The organism is Micromonospora sp. SD19, assembly GCF_054462275.1.
Window position 1 is genome coordinate 108,839 of record NZ_JBTLMN010000010.1, and the last position, 17,690, is coordinate 126,528.

22 protein-coding genes are annotated in these 17,690 nt (G+C 67.8%); 12 read left to right on the forward strand and 10 right to left on the reverse strand.

Translation table 11 applies throughout. The features are described 5' to 3' along the window. Positions 1-226: 226 nt before the first annotated feature. Entirely contained in the window at positions 227-1,546 is a 1,320-nt protein-coding gene (locus ACX27O_RS26920) for a hypothetical protein (RefSeq protein WP_400447799.1), read from the reverse strand. Between the two features lie 230 nt (positions 1,547-1,776). Here ACX27O_RS26920 and ACX27O_RS26925 point away from each other — a divergent pair, with 230 nt between their 5' ends. Further along, positions 1,777-2,280 (forward strand): hypothetical protein, encoded by a 504-nt coding sequence (locus ACX27O_RS26925; RefSeq protein ID WP_210865253.1) that lies wholly within the window; start codon positions 1,777-1,779, stop codon positions 2,278-2,280. Positions 2,281-2,340: 60 nt separating this feature from the next. Continuing rightward, positions 2,341-2,526, forward strand: coding sequence for a hypothetical protein (locus tag ACX27O_RS26930; protein ID WP_458940284.1), 186 nt, complete (start codon positions 2,341-2,343; stop codon positions 2,524-2,526). A 33-nt stretch (positions 2,527-2,559) separates the two neighbouring features. Here the strand turns inward: ACX27O_RS26930 and ACX27O_RS26935 are convergent, their stop codons facing one another. Both ACX27O_RS26935 and ACX27O_RS26940 read right to left on the reverse strand, forming a co-directional pair. After that, entirely contained in the window at positions 2,560-3,930 is a 1,371-nt protein-coding gene (locus ACX27O_RS26935; protein WP_458940285.1) for a glycoside hydrolase domain-containing protein, read from the reverse strand. Between the two features lie 39 nt (positions 3,931-3,969). Further along, complete coding sequence (locus ACX27O_RS26940) at positions 3,970-4,410, reverse strand: hypothetical protein (RefSeq protein ID WP_030328481.1); 441 nt, start codon at positions 4,408-4,410, stop codon at positions 3,970-3,972. Between the two features lie 272 nt (positions 4,411-4,682). Here ACX27O_RS26940 and ACX27O_RS26945 point away from each other — a divergent pair, with 272 nt between their 5' ends. The 5 genes from ACX27O_RS26945 to ACX27O_RS26965 all read left to right on the forward strand — a co-directional run bounded on the left by ACX27O_RS26945 (position 4,683) and on the right by ACX27O_RS26965 (position 9,334). Then, on the forward strand, positions 4,683-5,255 hold the full coding sequence (locus tag ACX27O_RS26945; RefSeq protein WP_358134979.1) for an RNA polymerase sigma factor: 573 nt from the start codon (positions 4,683-4,685) through the stop codon (positions 5,253-5,255). After that, positions 5,252-6,397: a hypothetical protein gene (locus tag ACX27O_RS26950; protein ID WP_358127782.1), complete on the forward strand. Its 1,146-nt coding sequence runs from the start codon at positions 5,252-5,254 to the stop codon at positions 6,395-6,397. The genes ACX27O_RS26945 and ACX27O_RS26950 overlap by 4 nt, the downstream gene beginning before the upstream one ends. 393 nt (positions 6,398-6,790) lie before the next feature. After that, positions 6,791-7,522: a class I SAM-dependent methyltransferase gene (locus ACX27O_RS26955; protein WP_030328476.1), complete on the forward strand. Its 732-nt coding sequence runs from the start codon at positions 6,791-6,793 to the stop codon at positions 7,520-7,522. 443 nt (positions 7,523-7,965) lie between these two features. After that, on the forward strand, positions 7,966-8,433 hold the full coding sequence (locus tag ACX27O_RS26960; protein WP_247680436.1) for a hypothetical protein: 468 nt from the start codon (positions 7,966-7,968) through the stop codon (positions 8,431-8,433). Continuing rightward, complete coding sequence (locus ACX27O_RS26965; protein ID WP_210865250.1) at positions 8,426-9,334, forward strand: alpha/beta fold hydrolase; 909 nt, start codon at positions 8,426-8,428, stop codon at positions 9,332-9,334. The genes ACX27O_RS26960 and ACX27O_RS26965 overlap by 8 nt, the downstream gene beginning before the upstream one ends. Before the next feature lie 133 nt (positions 9,335-9,467). Here ACX27O_RS26965 and ACX27O_RS26970 read toward each other — a convergent pair whose 3' ends face one another. Next, a complete protein-coding gene (locus ACX27O_RS26970) occupies positions 9,468-9,629 on the reverse strand; it encodes a hypothetical protein (protein WP_210865249.1) in 162 nt (53 codons plus the stop codon). A 237-nt stretch (positions 9,630-9,866) separates the two neighbouring features. On the opposite strand from ACX27O_RS26970, the gene ACX27O_RS26975 reads away from it, so the two are divergent. After that, positions 9,867-10,889, forward strand: coding sequence for a hypothetical protein (locus ACX27O_RS26975; protein ID WP_210865248.1), 1,023 nt, complete (start codon positions 9,867-9,869; stop codon positions 10,887-10,889). A gap of 76 nt (positions 10,890-10,965) precedes the next feature. Then, on the forward strand, positions 10,966-11,109 hold the full coding sequence (locus tag ACX27O_RS26980) for a hypothetical protein (RefSeq protein WP_156057279.1): 144 nt from the start codon (positions 10,966-10,968) through the stop codon (positions 11,107-11,109). Between the two features lie 88 nt (positions 11,110-11,197). On the opposite strand, the gene ACX27O_RS26985 is transcribed toward ACX27O_RS26980, so the two are convergent. Further along, complete coding sequence (locus ACX27O_RS26985; RefSeq protein WP_210858597.1) at positions 11,198-11,722, reverse strand: RNA 2'-phosphotransferase; 525 nt, start codon at positions 11,720-11,722, stop codon at positions 11,198-11,200. 83 nt (positions 11,723-11,805) lie between these two features. Here ACX27O_RS26985 and ACX27O_RS26990 point away from each other — a divergent pair, with 83 nt between their 5' ends. After that, positions 11,806-12,366: a hypothetical protein gene (locus tag ACX27O_RS26990; protein ID WP_030328464.1), complete on the forward strand. Its 561-nt coding sequence runs from the start codon at positions 11,806-11,808 to the stop codon at positions 12,364-12,366. A 36-nt stretch (positions 12,367-12,402) separates the two neighbouring features. Here the strand turns inward: ACX27O_RS26990 and ACX27O_RS26995 are convergent, their stop codons facing one another. The 5 genes from ACX27O_RS26995 to ACX27O_RS27015 form a co-directional block, all read right to left on the reverse strand. Beyond that, on the reverse strand, positions 12,403-12,972 hold the full coding sequence (locus ACX27O_RS26995) for an AAA family ATPase (RefSeq protein ID WP_210865247.1): 570 nt from the start codon (positions 12,970-12,972) through the stop codon (positions 12,403-12,405). A 152-nt stretch (positions 12,973-13,124) separates the two neighbouring features. Then, positions 13,125-13,613: a hypothetical protein gene (locus ACX27O_RS27000; RefSeq protein ID WP_210858583.1), complete on the reverse strand. Its 489-nt coding sequence runs from the start codon at positions 13,611-13,613 to the stop codon at positions 13,125-13,127. A gap of 266 nt (positions 13,614-13,879) precedes the next feature. Continuing rightward, the gene (locus ACX27O_RS27005) at positions 13,880-14,731 is read right to left on the reverse strand and encodes a hypothetical protein (RefSeq protein WP_210865246.1); all 852 of its coding nucleotides are present in this window, start codon (positions 14,729-14,731) and stop codon (positions 13,880-13,882) included. Positions 14,732-15,101: 370 nt separating this feature from the next. Next, the gene (locus ACX27O_RS27010; protein WP_210865245.1) at positions 15,102-15,419 is read right to left on the reverse strand and encodes an NIPSNAP family protein; all 318 of its coding nucleotides are present in this window, start codon (positions 15,417-15,419) and stop codon (positions 15,102-15,104) included. Positions 15,420-15,458: 39 nt separating this feature from the next. Continuing rightward, entirely contained in the window at positions 15,459-15,929 is a 471-nt protein-coding gene (locus ACX27O_RS27015) for an ester cyclase (protein ID WP_210865244.1), read from the reverse strand. Positions 15,930-16,063: 134 nt separating this feature from the next. Here ACX27O_RS27015 and ACX27O_RS27020 point away from each other — a divergent pair, with 134 nt between their 5' ends. Together ACX27O_RS27020 and ACX27O_RS27025 are read left to right on the forward strand one after the other, a co-directional pair. Beyond that, complete coding sequence (locus ACX27O_RS27020; protein WP_036410805.1) at positions 16,064-16,690, forward strand: TetR/AcrR family transcriptional regulator; 627 nt, start codon at positions 16,064-16,066, stop codon at positions 16,688-16,690. 94 nt (positions 16,691-16,784) lie between these two features. Then, entirely contained in the window at positions 16,785-17,672 is an 888-nt protein-coding gene (locus tag ACX27O_RS27025) for a DUF1963 domain-containing protein (protein ID WP_036410739.1), read from the forward strand. Positions 17,673-17,690: the final 18 nt, after the last annotated feature.

Below are 17,690 nucleotides of genomic sequence, written 5' to 3' on the forward strand. Positions count from 1 at the left end.
TTCGATGCCGTGCCGCAGCAGTTCGTCGGTCTGACGTTGCACCGGGGTGACGGTCGACGGCTTCAGTGCGAGCCTGGTTCAGGGGGAGCAGGGTGGGAGCAGCGGGATGCTCTGTGTCGACTGGTGGGGTAGTGCGACGTCCGCACATGCCAGTGGGCCGATGATCGCTCCGGCGCTCTTCGTAAGGATCGTCGGGTTGTGAAGCGAATTAAGTGTGTGGGCGGCTTCAGCTTCCGTTGATGCGCGCGGCTGCGGCCTGACGCACGTTTGCTTCCTCGATAGGGTCGTCGCGTAGCGTGAGCAGCCAGCGCCGCGTCTGGTCGGTGAGTGGGGTGTGCTGAGCGGCTAACAGCCGGACGTCCGGCTCACAGTCGAGGAGATAAGACGGCAGCACCGTAGTTGTCTTGTCCGGATCGAGAAGCAGCAGGCTATGCAGGTAGCTGCGTCGCTCGTAACTGTGTGGCGATGCGATGGTCAGTCGGCGCAGCCGGCGGATCACTGTTGTCCGCAGGTCGGCCTGGGAGGCTGATGGGGAACTGGTGAGGATCCGGGCCAGGCCTTCGGTGAGTCGGTCGTGGCCGCACCATTCGTCGGTGAGCCGGTCGAGTGCGGCGAGGATCGACGGGATGTCCTGCTCCTCGCCGTGCTCGGCGAGGAGGTGTGCGGCCGCGTCGAACAGCGGGTGTTCGGGGTCGGCAGCCCAGCCTCGCGCAGCCGGGAGGACCTGCGGGCCGAGGACACGGAGCGCACCGAACAGTCCGGCTTGCCGTTCGGCGGCCAACTGCTCGACCGCGTCGAGCAATTCCGGTACGGGCCGTGCTCTGCGACGGATCTGGTGCAGTGCGGTCACCTTCACGGCCCGGCCGGTGTCCGGGGCCTGGAGGAGCGCGATCAGTTCGGCCTCACTGGTGGTCGAGAGGTCGACCCGGCGACCTTGAGCGTCCTTTCGGCTGCGCTGCGCGGCGTTCAACACGCTGTCGATCTTCGGATCCCGACCCCGCCAGCGCAGCCATGGCTCAGAGGTCGGCAGTATCTCGGCCACATCTTCGGGCCTGATACGCGTGGCTGCGGTCTCCCACAGGTCGTCCCACCACTCCGTCGGCCAACTGGAGGCCAGCGTTGTCATTGCATCGATCCAGCGGACGCCGTCACGGACGTATCCGCGCAGCGTTTCGTGCGCCTGCGTGTTTCCTTTGCGGGCGAGCGCCTCCAAGATGCCAACAGCAAGGTTGAACTGATTGTCGTCATCGGTCGGGTCCGTGTGGGGCCAGGGGCGGTACGGGCCGCAGGCGCGAAGCTGCGCGACCAGTGGGGCTGGGTCGAGGCGCAGGTCGTGTAGCAGCCGAGCCAGGTACGTGTAGCGGTCGTCGACCTGCCAGTCCCACCGGGTGTCGCGAGTGGTACAGGTGTAAACCATGTGCCCGTGATCCGGACGGCCCTGCAGCCAGGCCACTGCGGAACCCTGGCCGCGCTGCAGCGCGCCCAGCCCGGTGCGGTACGGCGCGTAGTGCCACTCGTGCGAGCAGCCGTCGTTTTCACAGCCCATCGCGAGACAGAATGAACCCGCGGGTTCCCCCGCCTCAATGAATTTGTTGCGATAGCAGGGTGAGCAGCACAGCTCCCACCGTGGGGGCCACGTCAGCACACCGGCCGCTGGCGGCGCTGAATAAGATCGTGCCCGTCGTCAGCCCAGTCCCGACGCGTTGCGAGACCGTCAGCGGTGCGACGGGAGACGGGGGCAGCGTAGGAGCCCGTCGTGTGATCTGATCCCTGCCGATGACGACACCGGATACCGACGCCACCGTTCCCGACGCCGCCACGGCTACCCCGCCCCAGGTGCGTCGCATGATCGTGCTCATGCTGGCCAACCTGGCCCTGAGCGCCCTGCTCGCCGGTCTGATGCTGGTGTTCCAGGAACATCTGCTGGACTACCAGCTCGCCCACCTCGATGTGCCAGCCGGCACTGACCTGGTTACCGCTCGGGAGGAACTGCGCTCCTCGGTGTGGTCGCACGTGTTGCCCGTGGCGCTGGTCGCACTCGCTTACCTGGTGGTGATGGGCGGGCTCCGGTCGGGCCGGCGCAAGGCGTACCGGCAGGTGATCTTCATTTCGATGATCGTGCTGCTCGGCACTGGCCTGACCCTGTTTCAGCCGTTCCCCTGGTGGGTGCGAGCGGTCAACGTCGCGAAGGCGCTCGTGGTGGTCGCGCTGCTCTTCCTGGCCACCCGCCCCGAGGTCCGCAGTTGGTTTCGCCGCGACCAGCCACCCAGAGTTGGTTGATCGAGTGGTGTGGAAGGTGCAGCGATTCCGGCCTTCCGGCGAACTGCGGCGGATGTGGCGATGACGGTTGACTGGAGTCGGCTCGGGCATGCGTACGGCCCGGCTGTTGACACCCCGGGCCACCTGGCCGCGCTGGAGTTCGGTGACGCCGAGGCCCGGGAGGCCGCGCTGAGCCACGTCGACATGGCGGTGCTGCATTGGGGTTTCTCCCGGAGACGGCTGCGGCGCCGGGAGTTCGGGCCGTGACCGCGCTGCTCGCCGAGGGGCGAGTGAGCTAGCTCAGACCCGGGTGATCCGTACCGCGTCGGCGACCACGAGTCCGGTGCCGCTGGTCCAGCGACTCACGCCGACCTTGTTGCCCGTGCCGGCCGCCAGCGTGAACACGCCGATCGAGACCCACCTACCGCCGTTGATCCGCTGATTGACGAAGACGGACCTGCTGCCTGTGGTTGTCTCCACAAGGTATGGCGTCTGGTTGTTGTAGCCCGCGTCGGCGGGGTACCAGACTGAGATCTCATAGCTTCCGGTCGCCGGGATGGTCGACCGGAACCAGGCGACGTCGCTGGACGACACCGGACTGGTAAACCGGTAGTCGGTGCCGAACCGTTGGCCGGAGTAGGCCGACGTGCCCCATTCGGTGCTCGCGGTGAAGCCGCCCGAGGTGCTGTTGTCGATGGTCGTGGTCCACTGCGGCGGCGGGGTCTGCGTAACCCTCACGTCGAGGTAGTTGCGGTCGATCTTCATCGTGACGCCGCCCCACGTCTCGGTGACCTCCCCGGCGTACTGGTGTATGCGCTGCTGGTCCGCGTAGTGGGCATCGGCGCAGTAGCTTCCGGCGTCGGTGTCAGCCACCCCGTTCCACCAGGCGATCCAGATCTGGTCGAGTCGCGTGTAGCTCGGGTTGTCGTATGCCTCGCAGACGTCCTTGATGCCGGACGAACCGCTGGAGTACATGCCGGCGAGGTGGCCCCGTACGTGCAACTGCTCGGTCCAACCGGACAGGAACGACAGCACGGCGGCCCGGCACGACGCGTTCGACGGGTATTGCTCGATGTCGTTGTAGAGGGTGCTCGCAGCGCCGATGCCCAGTGCCTGGGCGGCATTCGCGGCGCTGTTGGCCGCGGAGACGCCTTGTGACCGAGCGGTGGTGGGATCGGCGGACATCTTCGGCGTGCGGGTGCCGCATGGTGCCTGGTAACCCAGTTCGATGGGGATCAGCCGCCATCCGTTGCTGGTCTGGCTGGCCACCCAGCTTGCGGTGAGGTTGGGCTGGGAACAGGAGCGACTGGCCCCGCTGATGTAGATGCCGACCGCGCCGTAGGGCGAACTGGTCCGCCACGCGTTCATCGTGGTCTGGGACGGAGCGGCACAGGTGTCGAATCCCCGGCCGGTGAAGGTGCCGGGTTGCGGGCCGGTGGCCAGCGGCGTCACTGCAGTTGATGCTTGTGTGGGTGTCGCGGCCACAGCAATCGGCTCGGCGGGCGCCACGATCACCGCGGCAACGGTAAGACTCGCCAGCCACCCGGCAGTGACTCTCACGTCGCCTCCATCTGAAGAAATCCTTGCCTGGGAACTGGCCGTGCGAAAGATTTCTACCATGAATCGATGAGTAGCAATAGGGGCTCGCCGCCGACCCGGCGCCGAGCTCACGGGGACAGACCCCCGACCGCGAAGTGCCGGCCCGGCGGCTCAGGCCGGGCTGAACTGGATGAGGACCGACGCGGTCGGCAGCTCGTCCGGAGCGGGTGGCGCCTCGGTGCGCCAGGCCAGCCGTACGCTCCATCGGCGGCCCGGCGGAAGGCGGTAGGCGTCGGCGATGCCGCCGGCCGTGCCGCTGGAGAACCCGAGGATGCCCGACTCGAAGACCACCTCGAGTACGTGGCTGCGGTCCCAGCCGGCCGGATCGAAGTCGGCCGGCCCGTCCCAGGTCTCCAGCCGGGTGTCGCTACCCAGCACCACGGCGTCGTCGATGTTCTCGACCACCACGTAGCCTGGCGCCGAGCTGACCCATTGATCGAGCTCGTGCGGTGAGGGTGGAGCGTTGCGCCGGTCGTTGCTGTCGTCGATCATCGCGAACAGTCGATAGTCGACGTCGACGTACAGCTCGGTGTGTTCGACCAGCGCCGCCATGCTGGCCCCTCCCCGCTCGATGGACTACGAGGCTAGCGATCTCCCGCCGACCGTGAGTGTCCGCATACCTACTCACCCTGAGCATCGCTGCCGCTACCTCCTCACTTCGAATCCCGGCCCTGGCCTGGGCCCCACGCTGACCGCACCGCGGCCGCTCATGCCGCCGAGAGGTCGCTACTGGGCGACCGCTTGCCGTCGGACCTCGGGGCCTGAACACTTTCCCGCCTGATCGGCAATGTCAGGGTGAAGCGCGGACTTTGCCGAGGAGGGCTATGGCTTCGGATGCGGATTTGATAGGCCGGTCGCTGGATGGCGATGTCGACGCCTTCGTGAAGGTGGTCGAGCGTCATGAGGCCGCCGTCGGTTCGTACCTCGTTCGCCGGGTTGGGCGGGATGCGGCTGAGGACCTCCTGGGCGAGGTGTGGGTTGCGGCGTTCGAGTCGCGGCGATCGTACGACCGGTCGTACAACGATGCGCGGCCGTGGCTGTACGGGGTGGCATTGAATCGCTTGCGGCGCTACTGGCGGTCCCGGCCGGCCGAGGACCTGGTCGCGGACGTGCCGGACGTGGCTACTGGATGGGATCCGTGGTCGGCGGTGGACCTTGGCGTGGACGCCCGGGCGGTGCTCCGGTCGGCCCTGACACGGCTCAAACCCGAAGAGCGGGAGGTCCTGAGGCTCGTCGCCTGGGAGGACCTGACCGCGGCCGACGCCGCGCGGGCACTCGGCATACCGGCCGGCACCGCGCGGCGGTTGCTGAGCCAGGCCAGGACGGCATTGCGCGACGCCCCGGGGGTGTCCGCGCTTCTGAAGGACCGCAACAGCGCGAAGGAGAGACACCGATGACCGACGAGCTCGATCTGGTCGGTGCGTTGGGCAGCGCGGAACCACTACGCCCGGAGGCGTATCAGCGGGCGCGGGCGGTGCTGCGGGCGGCTATGGCCGACCCCGGAACCGTGCGGCTTCTGCGCGCGAATTCAGCGGAGGACACGACTATGGAGGCGACTTCAACCATGGAAACGACGACAACCACGCGGGACCACGAATCCAGCCCGGCACTTCAGCCCCGCCGCCGGATCGGCATCGCGGGCCGATGGGGCATCGGCGCCGGGGTGGGGGTCGCCGCCGCGGCGGCAGTTGTCGCTGTGGTGCTCAACTCGCCGGCGACCGGGGGCGTGGAGGCCGGCAAGGATTCGTCAGCCGCCACCTCGGCCTCGACCGCAGCCGACGGGTCGGCCGAGCGTACGCCGCTGATGACCCTGGCCGGGTCCATCAAGACGGTCACCCCGGCGGCGGGCGACGCGTGGCTGGTGAAGGCGACGCAGGTCGACGGCACCAAGACCATGCAGGTCGTCTACACGCTGTACACCGATGGTCACGCGATCTACACGGGCAACAGCGTGAAGGACATCAAGCGTGCGATCGCCCGTCACCAGGATCAGATGACCGACGGGGGCTACGCTCCACTCCTCAAGGCGGCCATCGCCGCGGCGGACAGCAGCCCGGCCGACGGCCGGACCCAGATGCTCAAGGCAGCCAACGATCCGCTGGTGGGCCTCGACCCCGCAGCGCAGAAGGCGGTGTGGGACAAGCAGCAGGCGGACGCCCAGGTGATCATCAAGCAGAAGGGCGGCAACGCCGAGCCGAAGCCGTACAGCCCTCAGGCCGTTCAGCGGCACTTCGACAACGCCCTGTGGACGTACAGCACCCAAGCGTTGTCCGCTGGCGACGGCAACACGCAGGTCCGGGCCGGTGTGCTGCGTCTGTTGTCCACCATCTCCGCGGTCAGCGTCAAGAACTCGACCACCCACGGCAAGGCCACGCTGACGATCACCGCCGGCCCCGAGGTGTTTGGCGGCATGGGCAGCGAGGTGCTGACCATCGACGCCACGACCGGCATGCTCGTCAAGGACGTCTCCACCGTGCCTGGCCTCCCCACGGCCTCCACGACGTACGAATCCTCCCGCGTGACGAAGGCCGACCTGTAGGCCGGCAACTTCCACCCACCAGCGTTCCGGCAGACGGGGCACCGATCCCGCTGTATACGCCCTGACCAGCGCGCCCTGTGGTGGTGACCTCTTCGGAGGTCACCACCACAGCGAGGCTTGTGCGAGCTTCAGAGTCGCACTGAGCGTTATCGGCGGGATCGACGTCGCACAGCGCGATGGGGGTGTCGCCGAGCGCGTTCACCACCTTTCGGCCGCGTCGACGGGACCGGGCGGGCCTAGCGTTCCATGGCGGCGACGTGCCTGGGCGGTAACGGCTGCGCGATCTGCCTCAACGAACGGCACCCACGCCGACACCCACACTCAGGACACCAGGCACGTTCATGCCGCTGGTCGAGGTTCGGCCTGAGGAACTGATCCTGGGATGATGTTGGTGTGGTCGACCAACGCGCCAGTTTCGAGTTGCTTGGCAACGAGGCCTTGGAGCAGTCCGCGGTGGTGGCGAACTGCGTCATGAACCGGGAGCGGCAGCTCTCCGGGGTCAACAGCTACACCCGGGAGTTGGGGTTCAACCCTCTTGACGTTCTCGCCGCCGGCCCAGTTCGCGTCGGCGGAGCCGAGCCGTTGGCAGCCGCTGGCTGGTTGGATCTGTGCTGCGGCACCGGTCGAGCGCTTATCCAGGCTGCCGGGGAGCTGCGGCTGGCAGGGTTGACCGAGCGGACAGTCCTCGTCGGGGTGGACCTGGTTGACGCCTTCGATCCCGTCCCCACACCACCGCTGAACCTGGAGTTGATCTGTGCCTCGGTGGTCAACTGGGCACCAACGCGGACGTTCAATTTGATCACCTGTATGCACGGACTGCACTACGTCGGAGACAAACTCGCCGTCCTGACCCGCGCGGCCGGCTGGCTGACTCCCACCGGCCGCCTCGTGGCCGACCTGGACCTGTCCAGCATTCGGCTTCCTGACGGGCGACCCGCGGGGCGGCGCCTCACCGCCCAACTCCGCGCCGCCGGGTTCTCCTACGACTCCCGTCGCCGCCGGATCAGCTGCACCGGCCGCCGCGACGCCCGCCTCCCGTACCGCTACCTCGGTGCCGACGATCGCGCTGGTGCCAACTACACCGGACAACCCGCCGTGCATTCCTACTACACCGAAAACCACTGACCGCACCACCGGTAATGTCCGCACATGCCGCGATCCGCCCGCACAGGCGAGCGCGTCGCCACGGCCCCCGATTCGGTCGAAGCGTCCTACCGCCTCATCGACGCAGAGCGTCACGGGTGCGCGGGCTGAAGCCCCCGCGAGTCCGTCGTCCGCCACCGATTCCCTTGGCGAAAATTTGAGCAGGGCTTCCTGGACCAGGGCTCCGGCAAAGTCGTGAGGTGCTCGGCTTGAGGTGGTTGGCGTAGACGGGTCCTTCTTGGTGGTAGCAGGTCGGGCGTGACCGGTTCAGAAGGTCATCGAGGTTCCTACGCCTGTTGATCTGTCCGAAGTGAGGCATGCCCGCGCTGAACGGTTCCGTCAACCGCCCACCGTGTTCGCGCCATCATGCTTGACACTCGACGTCAAGCGCTTGACAATGGGTGTCAAGTAGCGGAGGAGGCAGCATGTCGCCAACCCACGAGGAACTGACCGAGCATCTCATCCGGTTGATCGACATCCGGCTGCTCGACCCCCTCGAAATCCTGGTCGACGGCCACGACGCCATCGACCCGCTGCGTGCCGTCATCCGGGAGCGGGCCCGATCCTGGGCCACCACGATCGTCAGCGGCGACGACCGGGCGGCCGTCAGCGTGGTGATGCGCGCGATCTCCACCCTCTACCCGGGGGACGGACCGTTCGACCCACCCATCGACTGGTGGCGCAGCCCTTTCGGCCAGGCCGTCGCGCGACGGGTTGGCCACCCGACCGCCGAATCCGTGTCGTACACAGTGGCCGGCGCCATGCTCGGCATCACCCGCCAGGGCGTCCACGACCTGGTCTCCCGCGACAAGCTCGCCCGCCACCCCGAAGGCGGCGTGCGCTCCGCCTCGGTACGCGACCGACTGCTCAAGGAAGGAACCCGACGTGTCTGAGGCCATCATCGACTCCGGGACGGTGCCCATCGCGATCCGCGACGTCGGCGGACCCGGACAACCGCTGCTGCTCCTTCACGGCGCCGGCGGCAACCTCGCCCAGATGACCACCCTCGCCGAGCACCTGCACCCCACCCACCGGGTGGTCGCCGTCGACCTGCGCGGTCACGGCCGGTCCGGAGACGGCCCGTGGCGCTGGGACGACGTACTGGCCGACCTGGCCGCCGTCACCGACCATCTCGGCCTCACCTCACCCGCGGTGGTCGGCGTCTCCCTCGGCGGCATGCTCGCCACCCTCTGGGCGCAGCGTCACCCGGATTGCCCCGGTGCCGTCAGCTTCGACGGCAATCCGCCGTTGAACCGTCCGGACCAGCTCGCCGGGATGGACCCGGAGCAGGTCGAGACCGAGCTTGCCAAGCTGCGGACCGTCTTCGACGGGATGGCCGCGATGCTGGCCGAACCACTAACCGCCGAACAGGTGGCCGCCATGCTTGCGGGGCAGCGAGCCATGGCCCAGCGCTACGGCGCCGCACCCGACGACTGGGCGGCGGCCTTCGAACGCAACCTTGTGCCCGGCGACGACGGCCGCAGCCGGCTGCGGCCCGCCCCGGACCTCACCCGGCAGCTCCGGGATGCCATGGACTCCCTCGACCTGATGCCCGCCTACGGCGACGTCCGCTGCCCGCTGCTGCTCGTTCTCGCCACCGAGGACCTGCCCGAACAACAGCCGTTCCACGACCTGTACGAGGCGTATCGCAAGGTCACCGCCGAACGGCTTGCCGCTGTGGACAACCCGTCTCTGCGGGTGTGGCACCTCGCCGGCGCCAGCCACGCGATGGTCGCCGAACGCCCACAGGAGCTCGCTACCCTCATCACCGACTTCCTCGGCCCTCACAGCTGAGGGTGACCCGCAGGAGCCCGCCTCCTGGCGAAGGTCGGACCCGCCTGCGGTCATGAGGGCCATGGGAGAGACCGAGGTTCGGCGCACCGTCGAGACGGCGTGGCGGATGGAACCCGGGCACCACCGAGACCGTCTACGCGATCACCGACCTCCACGTCCATGAGGCCATCCCGGCGAAACTCACCAGGTGGATCCGTGGCAACAGGTCCATCGAGAACAGGGTCCACTGGGTGCGGGACGTCACCGACGACGAAGACCGCTCCCAGATCCGCACCGGCACCAGACCCCAGGTCATGGCCGTCCTCCGCAACGCCGCCATCGCGCACTACGCGCCGCAGGCATCACCAACATCGCCGCCGCCAACCGCCACCACGCCCGCGACGGCACCCGCCCACTCGCTCTACTCGGCATCACCTGACGACTTTGCCGGGGCCCTGCTTCCTGAACGGTGACCTCGGAGGCGTCAGGACCGACGGCCCGGGTTGTCCGTCGAGTGAGGAGCGGCGGACCCGAGGACGGCAGACGTGAAATGATGGCGCGTTTCTTTCAAGGGCCGTGGATGATGACCGGCGTGACTGAGAATGGCGGCGGGTTCGCGGAGCAGCGCCTGTACGACGCGGTGGCGCAATGGAACGTCGAGACCGGGTACGGCTTGGCGGACCTGATCCATTCCGCTTGTCAGGCGTTGGTCGACGGGCTGGACTCTCCGACGCTGCGTGAACTCGCCGGTGCTTCGGTGAATGATTCTTCCTGGGATATCCGTGATCTCGTGGGCAAGTCGTTTGAGGAACTTGGGATCCCCTGTCCGGGCACTGTTCCCCCGGGCTTCACCCTTGCCTCAGGTGGAGGAGTCGTCCGTCGACCAGGAGTCGACTCTCTCCGTCTGGAGGTGTCGCCGGTGCCCGGCGACGCAGGCGGCGGCTTCCAAGTGCAGGTCTACGTCAACGGCACGGAGATGACCTCTGCCGGAGCAGGCCTCGGGATGGACCCGTACGACGTCCTTGTTCCCACCAATCGTCTCGCGGCCACCCCCGAGCCGAGGACCGTTGCCATCGCCCGATGCGAGTGCGGCGTGTACGGCTGTGGATCCACGGACGTCATCATCGTGCGTGACGGCGATCTGGTGCACTGGGACTGGTCGCTCGAGGTGCCCATGATGCGGGGTGTCTCCTTCGCAGCTGCGGAGTACGACGCTGAGGTCGCGCGGGTGGCTGCGGATCATTCGTGGGAGACGCCGGAGCGTACGGCCGGACGACATGTCCTGACGGACATGGACCGCGATCGGCTGCTCACCTACGGCCTGAGACCCAGTTGGGTCGCCAACGACTACGGCAATCAGGAGCTGTTCCGGGTCGCCTTGCAGCTCGACGGTGACTACCAGATCTTCGTCGACACCCCGTGGCATGGCCGCAGACCTGGGGAATTGGCGGGCGAAGTGTGTGCCACCTTGGCGCTCCCTCCCAGCGCCTGGCACGCCACCTGGCACGCCATCATCCCCACGATCGCCAAACCGCCGAAGATTGCGGGGCCGTCCTGGCGACCCGCGCGGTTCTAGCAGCGGCAGGCCGGCACCCGGCGCCGGGCTTGCTGGGCCGACGCCGGCCTCACGCGGACCTTTGGAGGTACCGCCGATGACCACTCCCGAGCTCGACGATGGCCAGGCGCAGCTTTGGCGGATCACCATCCCCGTGATCGCTTCGGCCAGCGAGGTCGATGCCTTGACCGACCGTCTGGTCGAGACGCTCTGCCCGGACGGCGTCCACGAGGGCCCCTGACTGACTCGTCGCGGCTGTCAGTGGGATTCGGGATAGGCCTGATCGTCCATGGTCGGCTCGTACGAGACGATCTGTTTCGCTGCCGGGTTCAGTCGAGCAGATAGTCGGCCGGGACCGCCTCGGTGAGCCAGACGCCGTTGGCGCTGCGGTGGAACACGTGCCCGGCGGCGGCCATCGCCGCAGCGTCGATGGTGAGGATCACGACCCGACCGGCCCGTCGGGCCCCGACCCGGTGGGCGGTCTCGGTGTCGGCGGAGAGATGGACATGGTGCCGGCCGCCCCGGTGCAGGCCGGTGGCCCGGATCGACTCCAGCGCACCGGCGCCGGTGCCGTGATAGAGCCGGTCCGGTGGGGTGACCGGGGGCAGCCCGAGGTCCACCGGAACCGAGTGGCCCTGGTTGGCTCGGATCCGCAGCACCCCGTCGGGGCCGCGCGCGACAGCGAACCGCTGCTTGTCGTTGCCGGCGACGACCGCGTCCAGCTCGGCCCGCTCGATCCGTAGGGCGGCGAGCAGGGCGTCGACGGGAGTCCAACCGGCCGGGTCGAGCACCAGGCCGGCCCGCCCGGGATCGTGCCGCAGTGCCTTCGACATCCGTTTGCTCAACGTGACCATGCGCTCGCGTTCCACTGTGGCATTGTGGTCGATTTCCGTCGCGTGGATCGAGAGGTTTTCCGGCGGCACCGAACCCGGGCTTGGTGAGCACCTGGCTGGCGGCCGACGGCGACCCCACGGTCAGCGGCATCGCCCACGGCAACGCCGGGCTGCGGATCCGGTTCTCCCGGGCCGGCGCGTTCGTGCTGAAGGCCGACGAGGTGACCGTCCAGAGCCTGGCCAACCTCGCCGAGGTCGACCGGCGGATCCTCGCCCGGCACCAGGCCGGGAAGTGGGAGCGGGGCTGGGTGCTGGTGAGCGAGGTGGCCCGCGGCGGACCGGCGATCACTGTGGTCTCGGGCAGCTCCGACGGTGAGGCCTTCGTCGACCTCGGTGTGACGGCGGCGGCAGCCGGCCAGCCGCTGGCCGCCGCCGGCGCGGGGATCGCCCTCGGTACCCGCCGGGGCCTGGCCGGCTACTTCGTCAGCCCCACCGAGACGACAGTGCTGTGGCGGGGCCGCTGTGTACGGGATCCCTGGTGGTCGTCGAAGGCCTCGATGAGTGACCGGGGCGACCAGATCCACGCGGAGATGGCGGCCGACGACAGGGGCCTCCACGTCGTCGAGATCGAGCACCTTGAGGACATCCCGACCGACGACGCGTGATCAGGTGCCGTGTACGCCAAGGAGCGGTTCGGCGCCTCAGCTCCAGCCCCTTCCAGTCCGAGCCCACAGGTCCTGGTCCACCGGCCGAGGGTCTTGTCGCAGCCACGTGACGATGCTCTGTACGTGGTCCTCGGGTGACCCCGAGGACGATTCCATTCGAAGGGCGTCGTCGAAGTACGGGAACGCCTCAGCGCGCTCGCGGACGAGTGCTTCGTCAAGATCCGTGGCTTGGGTGCGCCCCCGGAAACGGCTCACGGCCTCGTCGGGAGTCACGAAGAACTCGACGACCCAGAGTGGCGCGGCGGATCCCGCCAACGCTTCCACCAGACTGGCGCGCTGGTCACGGCGGGCGTAGGTGCATTCGAGCACCACGGTCTCTCCACCATCGACGAACATTCGCGCGAGGAGGTGCGCACCGGCGTACGCGCGCAAGCGGTCGTCACGATTCCGATCGGACTCAGGGAACAGAAGCTCGAACAGAGCGTCGACCTCCAGGTAGATCCGGCAGTGACCTGAGGCGGTCAGCACCTCAGCCAGAGCCCTTCCCGCAGTGGACTTGCCCGAGCAGGGAGGGCCCGACAACACGACAACCCCGCTGCTGGCCATGTCCCCTCCCGGTCTCATGATCGTCGTCCTCGTCGGAGGCGGCCCGAACTATTGCCCCAGTGCGCGCTGAGATCGGCTGAGGACCCCACGGACCTGCGAATCGGCGGTGACCACCCGGGTGGTGGTCACCGCCGATTGCGTGGTCGGACCGGTCAGGCGGCCGAGCAGGCCGTGTCCAGCTCCTTGACAGCGGCTTCCAGTGCCTTCTTGCTGGGCTTGGCGTCGGCGGACTTGTTGTACGCGTCGCTCAGGCCCATCATCTCGTTCTGGACCTTCTCGGAGGCGGCGGTGACTGCCTCGTTGGCACCCATCGAGTGCGCCAGGATCGCGACCGACCCGGCGGCCCACTGGGCACTGACCGCGAAGTGCCCGGCCGGCGGGCCGATCTTCTCGGCCTCGGCGATCTTGGTCGCGTTGTCCTTGATGTCCTTCTTGATGTCGGCGCAGGCCTTCGCTGTGGCCGCACCGTCGGCTGCGGGGCTGGCCGCGGTGGTGGCCGCACCGGCGGTCGGGGCGGCGCTCGTGGCCGCCGGGGATGAGGAGGTCGAGGTGTCCGTAGATTCGGGCTGCGGATCGCAGCCGGCCGTGGCGATCGCCGCCGCAACGGCCACGCCAGTCAGGACGAGTCGAGTTCGGTTCATCGATGTTTCCCCCGTGATCTTCATGTTCGGCGCACGCTACCAGCCATGGTCGATCCGGTGGGGTCAGTTGATGGTCGACGAGCACCGAGCCCCAGGGCTGCAACTGGACGCGACGCGCGCCTCACCGAGGACCTGGTTGGCGCGGCGGCGCCGTTACTGTGAACGAAGGCAGCCGCGCAGTGCATTCTGTGGCCGTTCCACATACGTGCGCCAATGGCGGCCTCCGGCTCGGGCTGCCGTCTCAGGTCGGCAGAGGTCCGGCCGTTCTACCCGTTGCGAAGGGTCGTGATGATCCGGTCGCGGTCCCCGGACGCGATCGCGTCCAGGATGCCGGTGATCCTGGCATCTTTCTCGGCCGCCTTGATGACCTTCGTCAGGTTCGCGCGGTCGGTGTAGAGGGAGCGCGCGAGTTCGGCGATCGGCAACTCCTCACTCGGCACCCGCGCGTACCCCGCCAAGCCGAACTTGAGGGAGTGGCGGGCTTGCTGGAGCTGTGCCTCGCCCGCCTCGCGCATCAGCCATGCGCTGACGACCGGTCGTGCCATGCCGGGCGGTTGGGGTGTGTCCGAAGCTATTGCATCGTCACCGCTTCCGTACTCCAGGGCAAGGTCGGTGACCCATCGGGCGTAGGTGCCGTAGGCATCAAGAACGTTGTACGTGTGTACGACCTCGATGCCGCCGCCAGCCAACGTACGAATGATCTTTGACTCCTTGGGGCCGACTTCCTCGGGCACGATTGCCACAACCCGGTCCCGCCATCCACAGAACTGACTGGCGGCCCCGGTGCGCAGGCTGTGGGCCAAAAAGACGCGGGCGGCGTCGTCGTATACGTCCTCCTGAGGAGTGCCCGCTGCCACCCTCCACATGAGAGACGGGTCCCCGGGCGTCCAGTCCCCATCCTCATCCAGCGCGATGTCGCTTTCGTACAGGACGGTCTCACCCGACTGCACCACTTCACCGAGCACCCGGCCGGTCTGAGAGATGAAGCCGGCGATGTACTCGGATGTGTCGGTGTCGACCTCTGCGGCAAGACGGTGCCGTTCGGCCGGGTCGTCGACCGGGGTGGCATGGCGTGGGGTGAGCGGGCTCGCGAGGTGCCGGAGATCAGCGAGTGTCATGAGTACACACTACACACCCCTTCGTCGTCCAGATCGGACTGCGCGTCGACGACCTGACGTGAGCGCTACCGGCGCTCCGGCCGCTGAGTCACCGATCAGTCAAGCCAGCAGATCACCGCGGCACTGTCCCGAGCGGCTGCGGCGAAGAAGGCCTGGACGTCTGGTAGATAGTGGGCCACCCGCGCAGCCAGTTGCCGTTCATGCTCAGCGCGCGAGACCGGTACTTCAACGTCACCTGGGCTGTCTGCGCTGGCGGCGTCGTGCATGGCGGCGGCACCGCCGGCGTGGCTCGCCACATCCGACGGTGCCGCGTCCGGAGGTGGTTCGGTGCGAACGGAACCGCCCCACCAATGCGACAGTGAATCCTCGCTCAGGCCAGGGGAGATCCGGCGACCGGATCGAGCAGCAGTTCCTCGACGTCGACGATGTCGCTGACGTCGAAGCCCCGCATGTCCGCCGCCAGTTCGGGGCTCGCGACGTAAGCGGTGGTGAATTCGGCGGGGTGGGTGCCCTCCCGAAATGAGAGCAGGGCGATCAAACGGTGCGCGCCGGCCTGGTGATCGGTCCAGAAGCCGCGCACTGTGACACCGAATGCGGGCATGCTGGCGACATGCCGTGGCCAGTGCACTGTGGCGTACTGCTGGAGCGCTTCTGCCGTGCGCAGGGTGTAGGTCCGGATCTGATACATGATCGGACTCCGTCCGGGGTGTGGGGTCAGTTGATGGAACTACGCCCCTGCGGCCGCTGCCTTGGCGGCCTTGATTGCCGAGTCGAAGTCGGGTTTCACGCCGATTTGTGCGAGCAGTACGTTCGCCGCGTTGTAGCAGTCGAACCTTTCGATTTTCCCGTCCCGGAGATGCCAGAGATCCGCCGTCGGCACGTCGATCCGGTTACCGGTCGGCGGGATTTCACCGGCCGGGGTGGGGAACCCGCCGAGATGCGTTCCCTGAATTCGGAGTTCGACGGCAACGACAGCACCGAGCGCATGCACGGCGAGTAGCTCGCGGTGGACGTCGGGAAAGACGCTGGCGAAGCCCACCAATGCCTGCGGAATCTCGTCCCCGCGGAAGCTCATCGAGTTCGGCATGTCGTTGAACGCCCCGTCCTCGGTGAACAGGGCGCGAAAGCCATCCCCGTCCAGGACGCTTCCTTCCGCCAGCCGGTATGCCTCGCGGACAACCTCTTCGTTGGTTCTCACGTCGCTCTTTCCTAAGCCCTGGTGTCGCTACCGGAATTGAGGTGCCGACGCCCGCCAGGAGTCGAGTATTGACGGGCGCTCCAACCAAGCTAACAGGTTTTTGACCACATGGTCAATAACGTATGCTTGCTCACATGCCTCGTCCCCGTAAGTTCGTCGAGAGTGATGTCGTCAGCAGCGCCGGCGAGGTGTTCGCGGCGCACGGCCTCGCCGCTGCGACGCTGGACGACCTGGTGCGGGCCACCGGTCTGGGGAAGCAGAGCTTGTACAACGCGTTCGGCGGGAAGCGGGAATTGTTCCTCCGAGCGCTCTCCGAGGACCGCGAGGAAGCGACGCGCGCCGTCTCGGAAGCACTCGGACACGAGGACGCCTCGGCGCTGGAACAAATTCGAGGCCACATGCTCCGGCTGGCGATCGAGCTCAGCAGCAGTGATCGGCGGGTCTCGCTGACCACGCGGGCGCTTGTCGAATCGACAGGCGAGGATGACCCGCTGTCGACGGCCACGAAGGCCGGTATCGAGCAGCTCGCCGAGGTCTATGCCCAATGCCTGGAACATGCGCGGGAGGACGGGGATCTACCGGACGACGCGAACGTGCAATCGTTGGCGGTCTACTTCGTCGCCGTCACCCGAGGGATGGAGTTGCTCGGCCGTGCCGGTGTCGGCCGCGCCGTTCTCACCGCAGTCGCGCTCGACGCGCTTCGCGCGCTCCACGGTCAGCGGATGGAAGCTGCCGATGGTTCCCCGTCCCTGCGGGAATGACTGCCGCCGCCGGCGTCGCTCAGGTCGTGATGGGCGGCACCCGGTTGCCGGGCTCCGTCCTCTGGCTGTTGACTGCGTGGCACCATGGTGCGTTATGGATCATGAGGGGCAGTTTCGTCGGGCGGCGCTCGCGTTGGGCCTCCCGGACGACGAGGTCGGCCGGTTCGTCCAGCACCTGCGTCTGTCGATCCGGCTGAGCGGGGGAGTCGGCGGTGTTCCGGTCGGGCAGTTCGGTGGGTTGCCCCGACTGCCGGTGGGCATGGACTGGCCGTCCGACGGGGTCAGCCCGTTGCCGTTCATCTTCTCGGTCGATTGTGCGGCGCTGCCGAGAGTCGACGGTTTCGGCCTGCCGGCAGACGGCTCGCTGCTGTTCTTTCTGAACCACGAGCAGGCCGCCGCCACCGGGGAGCGGCGGTACGGGCGAGTCGTGTATGTGCCGGCCGGTACCGATACCGAGGTGGCGACGGCATCCACCGACGAAGCGTTCGTCGGCGAGCAGTACGACGTCTCTGCCACGCTGCGCGCGGAGTTCCCCGGTTGGTTCGGGGTCGACGAGGACGACGAGGACGAAGATGAGGACGACCTGTCGCCCGTTCAGCAGCAGGTGGCCCGTGACCTCGAACGTGACCTGCCGCACCTGGACGAACTCTGTGCGCTGGCCAACGACCTCTGGCCGCCGAACAGCGAGTACGTCAGCGCTTGGATCGGCGGGTATGCCGACGAGAACGTCGTCCAGAGCTTTGCGGAGCAGACCCTCGCGTGGCGCGAGAAGACCGGCGAGATCGTCATCCCGGTCGCGAAGTGGTATTCCCAGGTGGAGTTGGAGACGCACCGGCTGACGAGTGAGTGGGTGTCGCTCGCCCGCTTTCCCGTCGACAACGAGCTCTATTACCGCAGCGTCGGGAGTTTCGTGATCCGTCACGACGACCTGGCCGCTGGTCGGCTGGACGAGGCGCTTTCCGTGGCCGAGCTGGTCCCATAGAACACCGGCGGCGCCCGC